Raw genomic sequence first — 18,213 nt, 5'->3', positions numbered from 1 at the left:
GTTGTGTTGCGGACAGTAGACAACGTCTACTGTCCGCAACTCTTTGCCCTCAGTCGAACCCGCCGGGGCCGGGGATCGGCGCGAGGTCGATGGCGAAGCTCTCGGCGTCCTCACCGGTGAGGCGCGCGAGCAGGGCGCGGAGGGTGGCCTCGGCGTCGTCCAGGAAGACCGCCTGGCTCACGGCGCCGGGGACGCCGACCGCGCGCAACGTCCAACGCTGGTCGTCGCGGTACGCGACCACGGTGTACCTGTTCATTCCGGGCTCGCCGGCCGTGGCGCGGTGATGGCGACGTGATGAGATGTCATGATGGCAAGCCTGTAGAGGAACATTGTGATCCGCTACTTGAAACTCATATTGGCCACCTATTAGCGGTGATATCAACCTATATGTCGGGTGTGACGGGCCCTTCCGGCAGGCGCTGATGCGCTCTGTCCCCAAGGTTTTCCACAGGGCCCACTTTCCGGATCACGAGGGCCCGGCTAGCGTCATTCCCGGCCGTTGCGGATACGCAACGGCGTGGCCGAGGGGGCGGGGTGCGTGGATGAGCGGCATGGTGATGCGCGCGGTCGGGCTGATCGTGACGGCTGGCTTGGCGCTGACGGCGTGCACGGGATCGCCGTCGGAGCCCGACGTCTCTTCCCCGGCCCCTACCGGTGTACCGACGCCAGCGGCCAGTGCGAGCCCGTCCCCGTCGTCGCCCGTCAAGCCGGTGCGTCCCGAGGCGATGAAGCGCACGGACGCGGAGGGGGCGGCGGCTGCGGCGGAGTACTTCATCGAGCTCTACCCGTACGTGATGGCCACGGGGGACACGGAGGAGTTCGAGGCGATGTCGCACCGGGCGTGCGGGTTCTGCAGCGACGCGCTTGAGCAGGCGAAGCGAATCAAGGAGCACGGATACACGTACGCGGGTGGCGATGCGACTCTCGAAGTGACTGAAACCTACGTTCGAGATGATGTCACCGGGATCTATCCGCTGGACACGGAAATCTCCCAGAAGTCGTCGCAGATCTCGGATAGCAATGGCAAGGAAGTCCACTCGACAGTGGACAAGATTTCCGAGTCGCGGGTTGAGATGGGGATCCGTGGCGGCAGCTGGGTTGTTGTCACGGTGGCACCGATCCCAGTGGGCCAGCAGTGATCGGGCTGATCGGGCTCAGCCTCGCGATTGGTGCGACTGTTCCTGTAGACGGCTTCGATGACATCGCCGGTCAAATGAGTGACGAGTCAGTGCACGTGTCCGCCGAACGCTATGCACCCCGTACGGCCAATGCTCCCGCTCTAAGATCAGCTTCTAGCGGTGGTCCCGACCAGCCCTCGCCTCCAAAACGCCAATGGCGTGTTACTCCTGCGTTGTGCTACCTGCGTGACCTCGGTGGGGCCACCGTGCTCGCCGAGTCCTGCGACGAGGGCCACCAGCTCGCCTACGAGGGCATCGAGTGCGAGGACGACGAGCAAGCGGTCGGGGCCCTGTTCGAACAGCGTCAGGTCTCGGGCGAGTGGTCGGACGCCGCACTGGTCGAGGACGAGTCCTGCCTGGCCGAACGGCGTCGGCAGGTCGACATCCCTGCCGCCGCGGCCCGGGCGTTCCAGGAGATGCAGATCGCGCCGTCGGAGGTGAACGTGCAGCCGCCGGACGGCTGGACGCTCGTCAACGCCGATACCATCGCGTTCACTGATCGGGAACCCCGTACGGTCAGCACCGAACTGTTCGGCATCCCTGTGGATATCCGCGCAGTTCCAGCCAGCTACTCCTGGGACTTCGGCGACGGCACCGCTCCGCTGAACACCACCGACCCGGGTGCTCCCTATCCCGCACACACCATCGCGCACGCCTACGCGAAACAGGGCACAGCGACCATCTCGCTCACCACCACCTGGAGCGGTCAGTTCCGCCTGGCCGGAGAGCCCACCTGGCGTGACGTGCCGGGAGAGGCGACCACTGCGTCGTCGTCGGGCAGCCTGGAGATCCTGGAGGCGAGAGCGCGACTGGTCGAGGATCTGTACGGCGGCTGAGGCCAGCCCCCGGGCGGTTCGGCCCGCCGTTCTCTCGGTGCTCACGACATCGCGTGCTTGGCGGTCGTGGTGTCAACGCAGCGATCGACCAGTGCGGTGAGCTCAAGCGGGAGCGGCAAATCCGCCTGTTCTGCGTGGGACAGATCGTCGTACAGGGCGATGGCGACCGGACCTGCCAGCTGGTCGGCCGGCGCGTCGGTGCAGAGCAGGATCCCGACCGTCGGGCGGTGCGTTTCAGGAATGCGTACGAGGTCGTCCACCAGTGACACCGTGTATCGGGTGCGGCCGATCAGGACAGGATTGAAGCGACCGACGTGAACCTGGATCGCGATGTAGCGCAGCTGGGTCACATGGAAGAGCAGCAGGTCCACGGTGTAGTCGCGCTCGTCCTCCATCAGCTCCATGTGCCGGTCAACCACGCACATGTGCCGGTGCGGCAGGGCGAGGAGGTCCTCCAGGTGATCGACGACGATGCCGGTGAAGGTGCGGCGGATCGACTCGGTGATCTCGTCGATGACGTCCTCGAACCCCTCGGGTCCGGAGTCGGAGCGCCGGAACATGTTCATCGCTCACCGGTCCGGTAGACGGATTCAGATCGTGCAGCCAGAAGGTTCATGGCACAAGCCTGTAGAGGCATTGCAACATTCGCCACCCGAGTTGCGTATACGCAACGAATCGACATGAGCGCGGCCCCCGTCGAGGTCGGGGCATGGCAAGTTTGTGGCTCGTGCTTGCCCTGTGTTGGCGAGATGTTGTGAATTATCACGGAGGCGCCTTGCCGGGAAGACGGATGTAGCGCACCCTTGTTCCGGCCGTGTTCACTGAGTTGTGCCCGAAGTTGAGGGAGTCGCCGATGGTCTCGTCCGCCATCACGCCCAAGCGCACCATCGCCGTCCTCATCGGGGTCGCAGTCATAGCGGTGGCGGCGTTCGCGGTCGTGCGGTCGGGTGTGTTCGAGCCGGAGACGGTCCAGGGTGCGATCCCCGGGCCGGGATCATCGTCTCCTTCGGCGTCGGCTTCCGCGAGTCCTTCTGCGACGCCGGCCCCGGAGCCCTCTGCAACGCCGACAACCCCGGAGCAGATCAAGGCCAAGAACATCGCGGACGCGAAGGCGCGGCTCGTGAAGTACTACGAGACGACGGCGCAGGTGGCCAACAACGGCTACAAGGACTGGGACGAGAAACTCGACCCATTCTGGGGTCATCCGGATGTTTGGGTTCACCTCGCAACTTCTTACGACGATTTGGCCGAACAGGGGCAATACACCACGGGTGCGGCCTCAGTTGAGTCGATGGCGGTAACTAACTACAAGACTTCGAATGTTGGTAACGAAGAAGTGCACCTCGGTGCATGTATCGACTTCCGCAAGGTGCAGAATTTCGCACGAGACGGCGAGGCGATTGCCCGTACCGCAGGAGCACCAGTTCGCTACAGGTTCGACTACGTCATGCGGCACCAGGGTGTCGACAGCATCTGGACCGTGAACGAGCAGGTACCTCACCCGGAGCAGGCATGCTGACCTCACCGGCGGCCGTTCGGTTCGGGCGAGTCTTGGTCGCATCTGTAGGGATGATCGCAACTCTGCTCGTCCTTTTCGTGCCAGCTCCGGTTGTTTCCGCGGACGAATGCATTCCATCCACGACGCCAGACGGAGTTTTGATTCCATGCGAGGACAACGGCGGTGGTGGGGGTGACGGAGACGAAGGCGATGGCGGCAATGGAGGCGGTGGCCCCCCGATATGTGAGCGTTTCGACGAGGAGGTTCCTTGTTCCACCGAGTACGGCGGGTGGAACGGTCGGTGTTATGTGCGGAATGCAAGCCCGCAACCTCCCGCTGGAGACCCGGCATGGGAAGGCCACGAGCCTGGTGACGGAACTGTTCTCGAGTGCACGCCGCGGGCTTGCGCAGAAGCAGGTGGAGATCTCGAGAACTGCCCGGGCCATTCGTACTACTGGTCTGCCGACCCGGCCGCGCCCGTAGGCCCCAGCGCCGAAGAGCTCGCCCAGCGCGCCGTAGCTGCCATGGAACTTTCCACGGGTGAGATCGGTTCTACCCCGCCGGCGTCCACCAACAACCAGAACGCGGTCGGAACCATCGGCCTGCCCATCTGGTTGTGGATCGCGAACCCCGCCAATAACACCACTGGTCCGATCACCAGCCAGTCCCCCGGCATCGGGCTGACCGTCACGGCCACGGGCACACTCGATCGTGTCGAGTGGACCCTTTCGTCTGCGAACGGCACCACGGTGGGTGCCATCTCGTGCGACGGGGCCAACGCGCCCGGCACGCCGTACGACGGGCGCAACAGTGCGGAGCCGTCGCCCACCTGCGGGTTCGGGGCCGACCTGAACAGCAGTCCGGGCACGCTGACCCTCACTGGTACAGCGCACTGGGTCGTCGAATGGCAGAGCACCGGAGGGGAGCGCGGCCAGATCCTCTTCACGGCGGAGCCGAAAACGACACAGATCCGGATCGGCGAGCTCCAGGCGCTCCTCCGGAACTGATGCGATCCGGCATCCCCCTCGTGGGATGCCCGGTCGCAGCGTGGAGTCCAGGATGGACCCCATGGCATCCACCTCCTCCGTCCTCCGCGGCATCGGTCAGGTAGCACTCGGCGCCGCCCTGCTCACGGCCGGCATCAGTCACCTGACCACGGCCCGCAAGGAGTTCCAGGCCCAGGTACCCACCTGGTTCCCGGCCGATCCCGACACCGTCGTGGTCGGGTCCGGCATCGTCGAGATCGGCCTCGGCACCGCCCTGGTGGCCACCTGGAAGCAGCCGGCCCGACGACGGCTGGGGGCCCTGGCCGCCGCGTTCTTCGTCGCGGTCTTCCCCGGGAACATCGCGCAGTACGCGGGACGCCGGGACGCGTTCGGCCTGGACACCGACCGCAAGCGCGCCCTGCGGCTCCTCGGTCAGCCGGTCCTTGTCGCGTGGGCTCTCGCGTCGACGCGGAACCGTTCCGCAAAGTCCGGGAGCTGACGCCGGGCGTCAGACGCCCTGGAGCATTCCCAGCTTGCTCGCGAAGTCGACCAGCTCGAACGTCGAGCCCGTCACGAGGGTCGCGCCGGCAGCTCGCGCCACGTCGGAGACGGGCTCGACGTTCCCGTAGAGAACGAACGGCAGGTGAGCGTCCGCCGCGCGGACCTCGGCGAGAAAGCGGAGTCCGGCGTCGGGCACGTCGACGCCGGACTCGTGCCGGCCCATGTCCGAGATCACCAGCCCGTACCGGCGACCGGCGAGGAGGCGCATCGCCTCGGCGGTCGAGCGCGCGGTGTCGACCTCGGCGCCCTCGCGCCGCCACGATTCTGTGACCATCGCGTTGTTCTCCGGGTGGTCGTCGACCCAGAGGACCGGGAGGTTCGCCGGGACCGAGACCTGTCGCTCCTGCTCCGGCGACGTCCAGTCGGTCTCGTCGGGGTGCGGGGTCGCACCCTGGGACTGCCCGGCGGCCGCGGTCTCGGGGTTCGGCAGGACGCCGTCCAGCTGCCGCTTCAGCAGAGCCACCTCGTGCTGCAGGTCGGTGATCATGTCGGACTGCTGGTCCGTTGCCTGCTTGAGGTTGAGCCGCTGCCCGCCGATCTCCAGCGTGACGTCGTCGGAGCTGCGCAGCTTCGACAGGAGCTGCCGGCCGAACACCAGCAGCACGACGATGACGAGCAGGGGCCACAGGAGGCTGGCGACAGCCCCGATCAGGTCGGCAACGGGAGTCACGGGGGCAAACGTACCGGTCAGGGGCCATGGGGTGGGACGCCCCGACGAGTAGCAGGAGCTCAGCCCTCGAGCAGCCCCCGGATGTCCTCCGCCCCCAGCGCGCCCGCGAACGCGCCCGCGTCGTCGCTCAGCACCGCGTCGAACAGCCGGGCCTTGCGCTCCTTGAGCGCCATCACCTTGTCCTCGATCGTGTTCTCGGACACCAGCCGGAAGACCATCACGTTCTGCGTCTGGCCGATGCGGTGCGTCCGGTCGATCGCCTGCGCCTCCGTCGCCGGGTTCCACCACGGGTCAAGGAGGTAGACGTAGTCGGCCTCCGTCAGGTTGAGCCCGAACCCGCCGGCCTTGAGGCTGATGAGGAACACCGGCGCCGACCCGTCCTTGAACCGGCCGATCACCTCCGGCCTCCGCCGAGTGGACCCGTCCAGGTACTCGTACGGGATCCCCAGCTCCTGGCACACCTCGGCCGCCTTGGTCAGGAACGACGTGAACTGGGAGAACACCAGCGCGCGGTGCCCCTCGGCAGCGACCTCCGCCAGCTGCTCCGCGAGCAGGTCCAGCTTGGCCGACCCGACACCCTCGTACTCCGGGTCGACCAGCGAGGCGTCCAGCGCCAGGCGCCGCAGAGTCGTCAGCGCGCGGAACACCGCCACCCGGTTCTCGTCGAAGCTGTCCAGCAGACCCAGCAGGCGGGACCGTTCGCGCTGCAGGTGGGTGTCGTAGATCCGGCGGTGCCGGGGATCGAGGGTGACGCGGAGCACCTGCTCCTGCCGTTCGGGCAGCTCGGGTGCGACCTGGCCCTTGGTCCGGCGCAGCATGAGCGGCTTGATCCGACGGCGGAGCCGGTTCAGCAGTGGCCCCGAGTCGCCCTCGCCCGCGACCGGCTTGACGTAGTCCTCCCGGAACTTCATCGCCGACCCGTACAGCCCCGGCGCGACGATCGCGAGCATCGCCCACAGTTCCATGAGGTTGTTCTCCATGGGCGTGCCCGTGATGGCCAGCTTGAACGGCGTCCGCAGGCGGCGCGCGGACTCGTTGGCGCGCGTCTGGTGGTTCTTCGCGAACTGCGCCTCGTCGAGGATCAGGCCGCTCCACTCGACCTCGGCGAACGCGTCGAAGTCCAGCCGGAAGATCGCGTACGACGTCACGACGACGTCCGCCCCCGCGGCGACGTCCGCCACCGAGGTGCCCGCCTTCCGCGCGGTGGTCGGGAGCGTCACCACCTTGAGGTCCGGGGTGAACCGCGCGGCCTCGGCGGCCCAGTTGCTCACCACCGAGGCGGGCGCGATCACGAGGAACGGCGGCCGGGCGCCCTCCTGGCGGGCCTGGGCGACGAAGGCGAGGGTCTGGATGGTCTTGCCCAGGCCCATGTCGTCGGCGAGGATCCCGCCCAGCCCGTGGCGCCACAGGAAGGTGAGCCACTCGAAACCGTGCTGCTGGTACGGCCGCAGCTCGGCCTTGAGGCCGACGGGCGGCGGCAGCGGCTCGGGCCCGTCGACGCCGTCGGCGGTCAGGGCGACCAGGTCGCTCACCGAGCGCCGCCACCGGTCCGACTGCTCGACGACGTCGGCGACGTCCTCCAGCTCGGCCCAAAGACCCGCGTTGAACCGGCTGATCCGCAGCTTGCCCGGCTGGTCGGAGAGCCGCTGCGCCTCCTCGATGAGGGCCCGGAGCTGCGCGAACACCGGCAGGTCGGTACGGAGCCAGGTGCCGTCGGTCAGCATGAACCGCTTCTGGTTGCGGGCCAGCGCGTCGAACAGCGACCCGAACGGGATCTCGTGCCCTTTGACCGTGACGGTGACGCCCAGCTCGAACCAGTCCATGTCGCCGCTGTCGGTGGCGCGCATGCTGACGACGGGTGTGGCCTCCAGGCCGCGGTACTCGGGCAGCTCGTCGCTCTCCACCCGGACGTCCGGCAGGGCACGCAGCGCGGGCAGCGCCGTGGTGGCGAAGTCCATCGCCTGCAGCCCGCGGAACACCTCGGGTGCCACCCGGAAGTGGCCGAAGCCGGGCACCTCGCGCACTGCGGCGACGGCCCGGCCGAGGGTCGCGGCCTCCGCCGCGAGATCGCGCAGGTCGGAGCCCGGTTCCAGCGCGGTGGTCAGCGGGTACTCCTTGTCCGACGGCGGATAGGCCCACCGCCACGTCACCCGGACCTCCGCCGCCGAGACCGCCTCGACGGACACGACGAGCTCCGGGTGGGGAAGCTCCGGCAGCTCGACGCCGGCGTCCGCCCTGACCCGCACCTCACGGCGCAGGAGCGGCAGGTAGTCCGCGAGGAACTCGTCGACCGCGTCGGCGGGGATCGCGACGTCGGCCAAGTGCACCGCGGTGCGCTCCTGGTCGGTGAGCGGCGCCGCCGTCGGGCCCAGGGTGATGGTGCGGCCCGAGGAGGACTCCTCCACCGCGAACAGGCCGTGATGACGCAGCGGACCGACCGACGCCGTGCCCGTGACCACGCCGTCGAAGGCGACGGTCCGCTCGAGGCGCGCGCCGCCGTCCGGCAGGGAGAGGTCCAGCGCGACGGACGCCTCGTGGGCCAGGCGCACCGACTCCCGCCTCGACTTGCCGACGAGCTCGATCCCGAGCTCGGCGGCGTCGGCGAGGTGGTGCCAGAACGGGCGGGGCAGCACGTCGTCCAGGCTGATCCAGTCGCCCGTGCTGAGGTACCCGTAGCCGCGCGGGCTCGTGGCGCGGAGGGCGTCGAGCGTGGTGAACCACTCCCGGACGGCGGGGTCGACGCCGCGCAGGAAGCCGTTGCGGATGTAGCTCCACGAGGCGTTGCCGCCGACCCAGGCTCCCCGGTCGTTGCGCTGCACGGGCCGCATCGACAGGGACAGGGTGTGTGCGGCGGCGGAGCCGTCGATCCGCAGCTGCAGCGCCAGCGTCGTCTCCGAGTCGGTCGCCGGACCGGCCGGCAGCGGCGCGGGCGTCGCGGGCACGAGCTGCTGGACGACCGCCTTCCACTCCGGCACCTGCGGGGCCCGGTTCAGCGACGAGGCGGGCCGGACCATCGACGCCAGACCGTCCGTGCCGGACTCGAGGAGCGTGGCGGCCACGTGCTTGCAGGCGGACCGGACCGGGCAGGTGCAGTCCGAGCCGACGACGACCGGCGGGCCGGCCGGGTCCGCCTTGAACTCGACGGAGCACGAGTACGTGCTCCGGCCGCTGCCGCGCACCCACGAGATGAGCAGCAGGTCGTCCGGCAGCCATTCCCACGAGATGACCCGGCCCTGCTGCTGGTAGTCCTCGCCGCGCTGGAACGCGCCGCTGCCCACCAGCAGCCTGATGGCCGCGGGGTGGATGCGCGGGGCGGAGGTCGGCGGGGGCACCCGTCCATGGTTCCACGGCGTGGAGCCGGCAGAGCCGAGTTATCCACAGCGTGCCGCAGATCACGGATGTCGGTGGTCTCTGGGAGGGTGTCGGCATGAACCCCTTGCCCGACGCCGGCCGCCGGCCCGCCGCGCTCAGCGTGCTCGCCCTCGCCCTCGCGGCGTGGACGGCCGTGCCACTGCGCCTGGTGATCCCCGGTACCGAGCTCGACCTCGGGTTCACCGTGAACAACGCGGTCTTCGTCGTGGTGAACGCGGCGACGGCGGGAACGGTCCTGGTGGCGGTGGGATCGGCGGCGCTCCGGGCCCGGCGGCTCCTGATCGGGGCCGTGGTCGTGGTCGGTGTGCACCTGCTGGTCCAGATCGGCACGGCGGTCGTGCAGCTCGTGCTCGGCGCCCGCCCCGACCTGCTCCTGGGCACGCTGGCCGAGGTCTTCGTGCTGGCCGTCATGGCGACCGGGGTGCTGCTCGCACTGCTCCTGCGTGACCCGTGGACGGCCCGCCGGGCCGGGCTGGTCGTCACCCTGGTCGGGGCTGTCATCCACACCCTGTGGACGAGCGTGCTGCTCCCGGTCGTCTCGATGCTGTCCTTCGGCGGACTGCTGCCCGGGATGGTCGGTTCCCTGGTCCTGAGCGCTGCGCTGGCGCTGCTCGTCGTCGCGGCCGCCGCGCTGTGCGGGTGGGCGTCGCCGACCACGCGGCGGATCGGCGCGGCGCTGGCGGCGGTGGTCGCCGTGCTCGGCCTCCTGGCCGCTGCCGGCTCCTTCGGCGTGCTCGGCGCCGGGTACGCGGTGGTGCAGATCCTGCAGGGGGTGCTGATGCTGGCTGCCGTGCCGTGCGCCGTCGTCGCGGCCCGGCGCCTGGCGGTGGCCGTTACCCCTGATCCGGCCACCGTCGAGGCATAGAACGTGTACTACTTCGCGGAGCTGGCCCTGATCTCCTCGAGGGCCACGACCTCGAGGATCTGCTTCACGATGATCGGGCCGACCGACTCCCAGGAGAGCATCTCGGCGATGACCATGTAGGACAGGTCGTCCCCGGTGAAGCAGCCGCCCCGGTGCAGGGCGTTGAGCAGCCGGTGCTTGGGCCAGGTCAGGTCGTCGAGCCGCTCGACCCGCCGCACTGCGGGGTAGAGGCGGCCGACGGGAAGCGGCTTGAGCCGGGTCACTGCGGCGTCGGCGAGGCGCGCGACGCCGACATCGGTCTGGTTGTCGACCTTGCCGACGTACCAGGCGTCGTCTTCGGCCATGACCTCACGGAACCAGGGGAACACTTCTCCCCAAGTTGGCGTGGATGTGACGGCGGGTGCGTCGGACATGAACTAGAACCTCCAGTCCCTGTAGGTAACTAGTCTCAATCCTTGCACCGTTCGACCGGCAAAACAGGCATGTTCGCCTCAAAAGACCGGACCTCATCCATAAATTCACCCGCTTACCGGTTGCCGCACCAGAGCTGCCGTGCGAGTGCCGCGCATCCCGAACAGGAGCGCCGCCGCGACGTACCCCAGGGAGAGGGCGACGAAGAGCCCGGGCGACCAGCCGGCGTCGGGCACGAGGAAGGCCGCGAGGGCCGCCGCCCCCACGAAGGCGGCGTTGTAGAGCACGTCGTAGAAGGCGAACGCGCGGCCGCGATAGGCGTCCTCGGCGTCGCGCTGCACGATGGTGTCGACGGCGATCTTGGCGCCCTGGGCCGCGAGGCCCAGCAGCCCGGCGGCGGTGATCACCGTGGCGAAGCTCGGCTCGGGCACCAGGATGAGCTGCGAGACGCCCGCGACCAGGAGCATCACGGCGATCCAGGACTGCGGGGCCATGCGCCGGGCCAGCACCGCGGTGAGCAGGATCGCCAGCCCGCCGCCGACGCCGGTCGCGCCGATCACCGTGGCGAAGGTCGCGAGCCCGGCGCTGGAGTCGCCCGGTTCTACCAGCAGGTTGCGTGACATCAGGATCGCCGCGATGAACACCACCCCGTACAGGAAACGGTGTACCGCCATCACCAGCAGCGCCTGACCCGGGGTGCGGCGAGCGGCGAGGTAGCGGGCGCCGTCGACCAGACCGCGGGCGACAGCCACGAGGTCGTTGCTGATCGAGCCGACGGCGGGCCGCACCGGGCCCAGCAGCGTCCGCGACATCCGCAGCCCCAGCAGCGAGGCGCAGCCCATGACGACGGCGGCGCACGCCAGCGCCGTCGCGTCGTGGACCCGGCCGGCCGGCATCGCGAAGCCGAGCAGGAAGCTCAGGCCGCCGCCGAGGAACGCCGCGCCCGCGCCGAGCGTCGGCGTGAGGGCGTTGGCGGTGAGCAGCAGGTCGCCCTGGACCACCCGCGGCAGGCCCGCCGACAGGCCGGCGAGCAGGAAGCGGTTGACGCTCAGGGCCGCGAGGCCCAGCACGTAGATCGCGGGCGTGACGCCCTGCGTGAGCATGAGCACCGCCATGGTGCCGGTGATCAGCACGCGTACCGCGTTGCCGTACACCAGCACCTGACGCCGCTGCCAGCGGTCCAGGAACACGCCGGCGAACGGGCCCACCAGGGTGAAGGGCGCAAGCATGATGGCGAACGCGCCGGCAATCGCGGACGCCGACCCCTGCGACTCCGGGCTGAAGAACAACAGGTTGGCGAGGCCGACCTGGAACATGCCGTCGCCCGCCTGGGACACGAGCCGCACCGTGAACAGCTTGCGGAACCCGGGAAGGCGCAGCAGAGCGCGTAGCTCGGCAAGGACGGTCACGCGGTCGAGCCTATCCGCGTGTTTCGGATACCACCTGGTTCGGCCGCCCGGAAGTTCACCTGCGCGACACCCCCGGGCCAGCCCGTGGTCCTCCCACCGACACCGGATCGCGCGACGGTGCCGAGCGTGTCTCCTCACCGCCGCCATGCGGCCTTCATCGCTTCCGGCGCGGTTCTCGCGCTCGGCCTGAGCACGTTCCCGGCGGTCGCCGCCGGCCAGCACGTCCCGACCGGATCGACCGGATCGTTCGGCGGGACCAGCGCACGCGAGACGTTCCACCGCCTCGCCACCTACCCCGTCTTCGAGAACGTCCCCGCGGGCACGGACCCGGCCGACGCGACCGTCGCCGAGATCTCCGCGGTCAGCGAGGACGGCCGGACCCTCGTCCACACCGACGCCGCCGCGCGCCGCATCGGCTTCGTCGACATCAGCGACCCCGCGACGCCGCGGGGGCTGGGCACCCTGTCGCTCGCGGAGCTCGGCTCGGAGCACGACGAGCCGACGTCGGTCGCGATCGTCGGCGACCACGTGCTCGTCGTCGTCGACAGCTCGACGTCGTTCACCGCGCCGTCCGGCCGCCTCGACGTCGTCGACCTCGCGACGCGCACCCTGGTGCGCTCGATCGACCTGGGCGGCCAGCCCGACTCGATCGCCGTCACGCACGACGGCGCCCACGCCGTCATCGCGATGGAGAACCAGCGCGACGAGGACGTGCTGCCCGACACCGGCGAGGGCGAGGACGGCGATCTCCCGCAGGCGCCCGGCGGGTTCCTGCAGTTCGTCGACCTGCCGGGCACCGACCCCGCCGCCTGGCAGGTGCGCCCCGTCGCGCTCGACGAGGCGGCGCTCGCGGCCGCCGGCCTGGACACCCCGCAGGACCCGGAGCCCGAGTACGTCTCGATCAACCCGTCCGACACCAAGGTCGCGGTGACGCTGCAGGAGAACAACGGCGTCGCCGTGCTGGACGTCGAGTCCGGCGAGCTGGAGAACGTCTTCTCGGCGGGGTCCGTCGCGCTGGAGGGCGTGGATGCCGAGGACGACGGCGCGATCGACCAGACCGGCTCCGTCGAGGCGGCCCCGCGCGAGCCCGACGCGATCGGCTGGATCGACGACGAGCGCCTCGCCACCGCGAACGAGGGCGACTGGAAGGGCGGCACGCGCGGCTGGACGGTCTTCGAGGCCGCGACTGGCGACGTCGTCTGGGACGCGGGCTCCTCGGTGGAGGAGCTCGCCGTCCGCGTCGGCCTGCACAACGACGACCGGGCCGGCAAGAAGGGCGTGGAGATCGAGGGCCTCGCCGTCGCCACGCTCGACGGCGTCCGCTACGCGTTCGTCGGCTCCGAGCGGTCGAACTTCGTGGCCGTCTACGACGTGTCGCGCCCGGCGAAGCCGCGGTTCGTGCAGGTGCTGGCGACGACGAACGGCCCGGAGGGGATCCTGCCGGTCCCGTCGCGGAACCTGCTCGTCGTCTCCTCCGAGGAGGACGCGGCCGAGGACGGCGTCCGCGCGTCGGTCTCGCTGTTCGGCAAGGGCCAGCGGTACGCGCGTGTGGCCGGGACAGCCCTGCCTGATGCCGCGGCTCTGCGGGGCTCGCAAGCTCACTCCTCAGCCGCGGAGTTCCCGTCCATCGTGTCGGCCGACGCCCGCACCGCGACGGGAGAGCGCAAGCCGATCGGCTGGACCGCGCTCGGCGCGCTCTCGGCCGACCCGGCCGAGCGCGACCGCCTGTGGACCGTGACCGACGCCGCGAAGTCGCCGACGTCGATCCTCTCCGTCTCGACCGCGGGCTCGCGCGGGACGAAGAACGGCCCCGCCGTCATCGACCGCGAGATCGTCGTGACGGAGAACGGTGAGCCGGTGGGGCTGGACGCCGAGGGCATCTGGGCGCGGCCGTCGGTCCGCGGCAAGGCGGGCGGGTTCTGGCTCGGCGTCGAGGGCGCGACCGGTCCGGACAACGCACTGGTGCGCGTCTCGGCGTCGGGCCGCGTGCAGGAGCGCGTCAGCCTGCCCGACGACGTCGCCGCAGGCCTCGGCAAGTGGGGCATCGAGGGCGTGGCCGGGACCGTGGACCGCGACGGCGAGCACCTGTTCGTCGCGTTGCAGCGCGGCCTGACCAGCGACGACGGCGTGGGCGGCTACGCCCGCATCGGGAGGTACGACGTCGCGACCCAGGAGTGGACCTGGTTCGGCTACGAGTTGTCCGAGCCGTCCGCCGACGGCGACTGGGTGGGCCTGTCCGAGATCACCGTCGTCGACCGCGACACCCTCGCCGTGATCGAGCGCGACAAGCTCAACGGGCCCGCGGCGAAGCTCAAGGCCGTGTACACGGTGGACCTGCCGAAGCGCGACCCGCGTCCGGGGACGGTCCCGGTGCTGCGCAAGATGCTCGCGATCGACGTGCTGCCCGCGCTCCGCGCCACCAACGGCTGGACGCAGGAGAAGCTCGAGGGCCTCACGATCGGCGGGGACGGCCGCGTGTACGTGATCACCGACAACGACGGCGTGCAGGACGCGACCGGCGAGACGGTGTTCCTCGACCTGGGCAGCGCCCGCAAGATCTTCCGCTGACCTGTCAGATCCTCGAGCACGTGTCAGACGCTCAGGTCACCCGCGTGACCTGAGCGTCTGACACGTGCGGGAGGGTCTGACGAGCATGCCCCCGGCGCCTCCGGTTCAGCCCCGAGCGCCCGCGTGGATCGCCAGCGCCCCGTAGGCCGGGACCGAGGCGGTGAACCAGCCGTTGCCGTCCACGGTGCGCTTCACCGAGCAGTCCGTCGCCGCGACGACGTCGCAGTACGTGCCGGCGGGCAGCGACGTCTGGAACGAGCGCTGCACGGCCGACGCGGTGTTGTTCAGCACCACGTAGCCCTTGGCACCGCGGCCGTAGGAGACGAGGTTGCCGCCGTCGTCCCACCAGTTGGTGACCTCGGTGCCGGCCACCTCGTTGTGGAAGCCCACCATGCCGCGGATCTCCGTCCAGCGCTGCGTGCAGGTCCACCGGCCGGCACCGCAGGTCGCGTCGGGGACCGTGGTCTCGGTGGCGCCCGGCGCGCCGGCGTCGTTGTTCGAGAACTCGTAGCCCGAGTAGACCGAGGGTGAGCCGTAGGGCCACGACAGCAGGAACGTGTTGGCCAGGACGTACTTGGCGCCCCACTTGTAGTTCATCGACTCGCCGTTGCGCTCCGTGTCGTGGTTGTCCACGAACACGCCCGCCCGGTCGTACGGCAGCTTGCCGTCGCCGATGAACCGCAGGTTCTTGATCTGCCCGTCGAAGTCCGACCTGAGCTGGCGGGCGTAGTCGAACTCGTGCGAGTCGCCGCTGCCCAGGTACTCGGACGGCTGGATCGGCTCGCCGGCGCCGCCGATCACCTCGTGCACCCAGAACACGTTCGGGTTGCCCATCCGGGCCTTGATCGCCTCGAGGTCCGACGCCGGGATGTGCTTCGCGGCGTCGATCCGGAACCCGTCGACGCCGAGGGACACCAGGTCGTCGAAGTACGCGGCCAGCCGGCCGCGCACGTAGTCGGAGCCGGTGCGCAGGTCCTGGAGCGAGACCAGCCGGCAGTTCTGCACCTGGTAGCGGTCGGAGTAGTCCGAGATGTTGCTGCGGCAGTCGTTGAAGTCAGCCGCGCCGTACGTCCCGGCGAAGCTGTCGTCCGAGAACTGCGTGCCGGCCACACCGGTGCCGGACTGGCCGGCACCCGCCATGTGGTTCACGACGGCGTCCGCGATCACGCCCACCCCGGCGGCGTCGCACGCGGCGACCATGCTCGCGAACTCGGCGCGCGTCCCCAGCTTCGACTCGATCCGGTAGCTCACCGGCTGGTACGACGTCCACCACTGCGAGCCGCGGATGTGTTCCATCGGCGGGGAGACCTGCACGTAGCCGAACACGGCGGGCCCGACGACGTCTCTGCACTCCGCGGCGACGGAGTCCCAGGTCCACTGGAACAGGTTCAGGATGACGTCCCCGTCGCCGTGCTCCGGGGTCGCTGCCCGGGCGGGCTCGGCGGCAGGCGTGGCGGCGCTCGCGACCAGGCCCAGCGTGAGTGCGGTGGCGAATGTCGTCAGGGTGGCTAGCAGGCGTCGGGGCACGTTCGGATGGCGCGTCATGGCGGCTCCTTGCGGCGTCGTCCCGGCTGAGGCGCATGCGGCGTTGCACGGCCGTTTCCGGATCTTGCTGCAAAGCCTTGCAGAAGCGTACGGCGACACGCCAGAGGCCCGGGTGAAAAACCCGGGCCGGGCGTGTCGGTGGTCTGAGCGGGGTCAGTCCTCGTTGGGCATGAGGATCCAGAACGCGATGTACGCGAGGAACTGGGGCCCCGGGATGAAGATCGAGGCGACGGCGAGGACCCGGACGAGCGTCGGGTCCCAGCCGAAACGGCGGGCGATGCCGGCGCAGACACCGGCGATCATGCGCCCCTGGCGCGGACGGGAAAGTGTCTGTGTGGTCATGTCTTCGACGGTACGTGCGGACCGGGTCGCCGGGTATCCGGTGATCCCCCGGACCGTCCCTGAACCGGCCCTGGGAATCGTCGGGGTGAAACACCACCGAGGCCAAGGGTGGATCACCGCACCCCCGTACGCTGGCTCCCGGTCGCACCGGTCCACCTGGGAGGTCAGCGTTGGGGTACGTCCACAGGACACCGGCGTGGGCCGGCCCGCTGGGTGCCAAGGACCGCAGCACGTACTGGGGCGTTGTCCCGCTCAGGCCGGGCCGGCCTGAACGTGGGCTGCCGCCCCATCCCGATGAGACGCCGCCCGCCGGGACCTTCGGTGACTGGTACGACGTCGCGTGCGGTCACCTCTGGCGCGCGGAGCAGGTGGACCTCTCGCTGGTCCGCCTGTGCGCCGGCGGCCTCCTGATCCTCCTCCAGTTCGCCGGCCTGCTGCCCCTGGTGCAGCTCGCCGCCTCGGCGCTGCCGGGCGTGGCAGTGGCGGCTCCTGCCCCTTGGGCTGCGCTCGCGGGTACGGCCCTGCTCGCCGTCGTCTGGACCGGCTGGGCCGTGTACCGGCGCCGGTGGAACCGGGCCTGGGCGCTGCGCAAGGCCTGGTCGTGGGCCATCGACGACCCTCGGGTGCTGGCCCTGCCCGTGCGGCCGCTGGCCCCGGGTGAGGAGCGTGACCTCGACACCGACCCGGAGATGGCTCATCCCTACCGGGCGCGGTCGCACGTCTGGATCGAGGACCGTCCGTTCGCCGAGCTGACGGTCGGCGGCGCGTTCACCGACCGGGTGCGCAGGAGGGAGGTTGCCCGCCTGTACGTGCTGGTGGTGGTCCCCTTCATGACGACGGTCGGCGCCGCGATCGCCGGGGGACAGCTCAGGTGGGGGGCGGGCCCGTGGCAGTACGGCGTGCTGCTCGCCGCCTGGCTGCTCGCGGTGCTGCCCCCGGTGGCCTGGGCGTTCGTCCGCTTCTTCCGGCGGATCGCCTTCTGCGCGGCCCTTGCCCGGGCGGAGACGGAGGAGCGTCACCGCTGGATGGGCTGGCAGCAGCTGCACGGGGTGGTGGGTTCCGACGCGCCGGCTCGGGAGGACGGCCACTGCGGGTCGGCGGGGCCCCAGGACGTGCGCCGTCGTCCGCCTGTGAGCCCGCGCGCCCTGCGCGCGGACGAGAGCGGGGCGCGGACAGTCATCGTCGTCGGTGCCGTGTTCCTCTTCGGGGTCTTCGGGCTGGTGGCCGTGCTCCTCGCGCAGACGGAGCCCGGCAAGGCGCTCGTGTTCGCAGGTGTTCTCGCGCTCGCCGCGCTGGTCTGCGGGGCGCTGGTGCTGTGGCACCGGTCGGGGCGGCAGCCCGTCGGCCGGGACGGAGGCGGCTTCGTGGTCCGGGTCGAGGTTCCGGACCTTTCTCCCGTGCCGACCACCGCTGTGCCGCCGGGGGACGCGACCCTGACCTTCTCGGACGGACGTGCACACCTGTACCCCCTGGAGGGTGACGTCCAGGAGGTGGAGGTGCCCGTGAAAGCGCTGATCAGCGGCGTCGGTCAGCAGATGCGTGACGGGAAGCAGTGGCTCGTGCTGCCCGACGAGAGCCACGTGGCCGTCACGTGCTCCGACTTCGTCGGCTTGCGGGACGCGGCGGCCGACGCCGGGATCGCCGTGGTGCTGCCCGGTCCGCAGCCGCTCTGAGCCGGGCGTGGTCGTCCGGCGTCAGGCAGCCTGACGCTCGTTCGGGATGACGGCCCAGCAGATGAGGTAGGCCAGGAACTGTGGGCCCGGGATAAGGATCGAGGCGACGGCGACGACCCGCACCACGGTGGGGTTCCAGTCGAACCGGCGGGCGATGCCGGCGCAGACGCCGGCGATCACGCGCCCCTGGCGGGGACGGGAGAGTGTCTGTGTGCTCATGTCCTCGACGGTACGTGCGCCGCGGGCAGGGCGACATCCGGGCTCACCCGGATCTTGCCCCTGACAGAGGGTGGAGCGTC

17 protein-coding genes are annotated in these 18,213 nt (G+C 70.2%); 8 read left to right on the top strand and 9 right to left on the bottom strand.

Annotated elements, in window-relative coordinates; translation table 11 throughout:
* Positions 1-49 precede the first annotated feature (49 nt).
* Positions 50-256, bottom strand: coding sequence for a hypothetical protein (locus tag ACIPN7_RS00870; protein WP_400537047.1), 207 nt, complete (start codon positions 254-256; stop codon positions 50-52).
* A 286-nt stretch (positions 257-542) separates the two neighbouring features.
* Here ACIPN7_RS00870 and ACIPN7_RS00865 point away from each other — a divergent pair, with 286 nt between their 5' ends.
* Positions 543-1,139: a DUF6318 family protein gene (locus tag ACIPN7_RS00865; protein WP_400537045.1), complete on the top strand. Its 597-nt coding sequence runs from the start codon at positions 543-545 to the stop codon at positions 1,137-1,139.
* A complete protein-coding gene (locus ACIPN7_RS00860) occupies positions 1,136-2,014 on the top strand; it encodes a PKD domain-containing protein (RefSeq protein WP_400537043.1) in 879 nt (292 codons plus the stop codon). Before ACIPN7_RS00865 ends, ACIPN7_RS00860 begins: the two co-directional genes overlap by 4 nt.
* Positions 2,015-2,055: 41 nt before the next feature.
* On the opposite strand, the gene ACIPN7_RS00855 is transcribed toward ACIPN7_RS00860, so the two are convergent.
* The gene (locus ACIPN7_RS00855; protein WP_400537041.1) at positions 2,056-2,580 is read right to left on the bottom strand and encodes a PDDEXK nuclease domain-containing protein; all 525 of its coding nucleotides are present in this window, start codon (positions 2,578-2,580) and stop codon (positions 2,056-2,058) included.
* A 287-nt stretch (positions 2,581-2,867) separates the two neighbouring features.
* Here ACIPN7_RS00855 and ACIPN7_RS00850 point away from each other — a divergent pair, with 287 nt between their 5' ends.
* The 3 genes from ACIPN7_RS00850 to ACIPN7_RS00840 all read left to right on the top strand — a co-directional run bounded on the left by ACIPN7_RS00850 (position 2,868) and on the right by ACIPN7_RS00840 (position 4,997).
* Positions 2,868-3,533 (top strand): hypothetical protein, encoded by a 666-nt coding sequence (locus tag ACIPN7_RS00850; RefSeq protein ID WP_400537038.1) that lies wholly within the window; start codon positions 2,868-2,870, stop codon positions 3,531-3,533.
* 503 nt (positions 3,534-4,036) lie between these two features.
* Positions 4,037-4,519 (top strand): hypothetical protein, encoded by a 483-nt coding sequence (locus tag ACIPN7_RS00845; protein ID WP_400537036.1) that lies wholly within the window; start codon positions 4,037-4,039, stop codon positions 4,517-4,519.
* Between the two features lie 61 nt (positions 4,520-4,580).
* Positions 4,581-4,997: a hypothetical protein gene (locus ACIPN7_RS00840; protein ID WP_400537033.1), complete on the top strand. Its 417-nt coding sequence runs from the start codon at positions 4,581-4,583 to the stop codon at positions 4,995-4,997.
* Positions 4,998-5,006: 9 nt separating this feature from the next.
* Here the strand turns inward: ACIPN7_RS00840 and ACIPN7_RS00835 are convergent, their stop codons facing one another.
* Positions 5,007-5,729 (bottom strand): response regulator, encoded by a 723-nt coding sequence (locus ACIPN7_RS00835; protein WP_400537030.1) that lies wholly within the window; start codon positions 5,727-5,729, stop codon positions 5,007-5,009.
* A gap of 59 nt (positions 5,730-5,788) precedes the next feature.
* The gene (locus ACIPN7_RS00830) at positions 5,789-9,061 is read right to left on the bottom strand and encodes an SNF2-related protein (protein WP_400537027.1); all 3,273 of its coding nucleotides are present in this window, start codon (positions 9,059-9,061) and stop codon (positions 5,789-5,791) included.
* Positions 9,062-9,156: 95 nt separating this feature from the next.
* Between ACIPN7_RS00830 and ACIPN7_RS00825 the strand changes: the two genes are divergently transcribed.
* Positions 9,157-9,966: a hypothetical protein gene (locus ACIPN7_RS00825; RefSeq protein ID WP_400537024.1), complete on the top strand. Its 810-nt coding sequence runs from the start codon at positions 9,157-9,159 to the stop codon at positions 9,964-9,966.
* A gap of 8 nt (positions 9,967-9,974) precedes the next feature.
* On the opposite strand, the gene ACIPN7_RS00820 is transcribed toward ACIPN7_RS00825, so the two are convergent.
* Together ACIPN7_RS00820 and ACIPN7_RS00815 are read right to left on the bottom strand one after the other, a co-directional pair.
* Positions 9,975-10,310, bottom strand: a complete 336-nt coding sequence (locus ACIPN7_RS00820) for a hypothetical protein (RefSeq protein ID WP_400537021.1) — start codon at positions 10,308-10,310, stop codon at positions 9,975-9,977.
* 174 nt (positions 10,311-10,484) lie between these two features.
* The gene (locus tag ACIPN7_RS00815; protein WP_400537018.1) at positions 10,485-11,786 is read right to left on the bottom strand and encodes an MFS transporter; all 1,302 of its coding nucleotides are present in this window, start codon (positions 11,784-11,786) and stop codon (positions 10,485-10,487) included.
* 126 nt (positions 11,787-11,912) lie between these two features.
* Between ACIPN7_RS00815 and ACIPN7_RS00810 the strand changes: the two genes are divergently transcribed.
* Positions 11,913-14,354, top strand: a complete 2,442-nt coding sequence (locus ACIPN7_RS00810; protein ID WP_400537015.1) for an esterase-like activity of phytase family protein — start codon at positions 11,913-11,915, stop codon at positions 14,352-14,354.
* Between the two features lie 105 nt (positions 14,355-14,459).
* On the opposite strand, the gene ACIPN7_RS00805 is transcribed toward ACIPN7_RS00810, so the two are convergent.
* Positions 14,460-15,899 (bottom strand): alpha-amylase family protein, encoded by a 1,440-nt coding sequence (locus ACIPN7_RS00805; protein ID WP_400537013.1) that lies wholly within the window; start codon positions 15,897-15,899, stop codon positions 14,460-14,462.
* Between the two features lie 153 nt (positions 15,900-16,052).
* Entirely contained in the window at positions 16,053-16,241 is a 189-nt protein-coding gene (locus ACIPN7_RS00800; RefSeq protein WP_285100509.1) for a PspC domain-containing protein, read from the bottom strand.
* Between the two features lie 170 nt (positions 16,242-16,411).
* Here ACIPN7_RS00800 and ACIPN7_RS00795 point away from each other — a divergent pair, with 170 nt between their 5' ends.
* Complete coding sequence (locus tag ACIPN7_RS00795) at positions 16,412-17,914, top strand: hypothetical protein (RefSeq protein WP_400537009.1); 1,503 nt, start codon at positions 16,412-16,414, stop codon at positions 17,912-17,914.
* A 21-nt stretch (positions 17,915-17,935) separates the two neighbouring features.
* Here ACIPN7_RS00795 and ACIPN7_RS00790 read toward each other — a convergent pair whose 3' ends face one another.
* Positions 17,936-18,133: a PspC domain-containing protein gene (locus tag ACIPN7_RS00790; protein WP_400537006.1), complete on the bottom strand. Its 198-nt coding sequence runs from the start codon at positions 18,131-18,133 to the stop codon at positions 17,936-17,938.
* Positions 18,134-18,213: the final 80 nt, after the last annotated feature.

The organism is Promicromonospora sp. NPDC090134, assembly GCF_044746965.1.
Classification (GTDB): Bacteria; Actinomycetota; Actinomycetes; order Actinomycetales; family Cellulomonadaceae; genus Promicromonospora.
This window is presented reverse-complemented; position numbering and strand designations above follow the sequence as displayed.

What these genes read in the sequence shown, in the direction of transcription:
- ACIPN7_RS00870 (WP_400537047.1), bottom strand. Translation starts at nt 256, where the DNA reads ATGAACAGGTACACCGTGGTCGCGTACCGCGACGACCAGCGTTGGACG.
- ACIPN7_RS00865 (WP_400537045.1), top strand. Translation starts at nt 543, where the DNA reads ATGAGCGGCATGGTGATGCGCGCGGTCGGGCTGATCGTGACGGCTGGC.
- ACIPN7_RS00855 (WP_400537041.1), bottom strand. Translation starts at nt 2,580, where the DNA reads ATGAACATGTTCCGGCGCTCCGACTCCGGACCCGAGGGGTTCGAGGAC.
- ACIPN7_RS00850 (WP_400537038.1), top strand. Translation starts at nt 2,868, where the DNA reads ATGGTCTCGTCCGCCATCACGCCCAAGCGCACCATCGCCGTCCTCATC.
- ACIPN7_RS00845 (WP_400537036.1), top strand. Translation starts at nt 4,037, where the DNA reads ATGGAACTTTCCACGGGTGAGATCGGTTCTACCCCGCCGGCGTCCACC.
- ACIPN7_RS00840 (WP_400537033.1), top strand. Translation starts at nt 4,581, where the DNA reads ATGGCATCCACCTCCTCCGTCCTCCGCGGCATCGGTCAGGTAGCACTC.
- ACIPN7_RS00825 (WP_400537024.1), top strand. Translation starts at nt 9,157, where the DNA reads ATGAACCCCTTGCCCGACGCCGGCCGCCGGCCCGCCGCGCTCAGCGTG.
- ACIPN7_RS00820 (WP_400537021.1), bottom strand. Translation starts at nt 10,310, where the DNA reads ATGGCCGAAGACGACGCCTGGTACGTCGGCAAGGTCGACAACCAGACC.
- ACIPN7_RS00805 (WP_400537013.1), bottom strand. Translation starts at nt 15,899, where the DNA reads ATGACGCGCCATCCGAACGTGCCCCGACGCCTGCTAGCCACCCTGACG.
- ACIPN7_RS00800 (WP_285100509.1), bottom strand. Translation starts at nt 16,241, where the DNA reads ATGACCACACAGACACTTTCCCGTCCGCGCCAGGGGCGCATGATCGCC.
- ACIPN7_RS00790 (WP_400537006.1), bottom strand. Translation starts at nt 18,133, where the DNA reads ATGAGCACACAGACACTCTCCCGTCCCCGCCAGGGGCGCGTGATCGCC.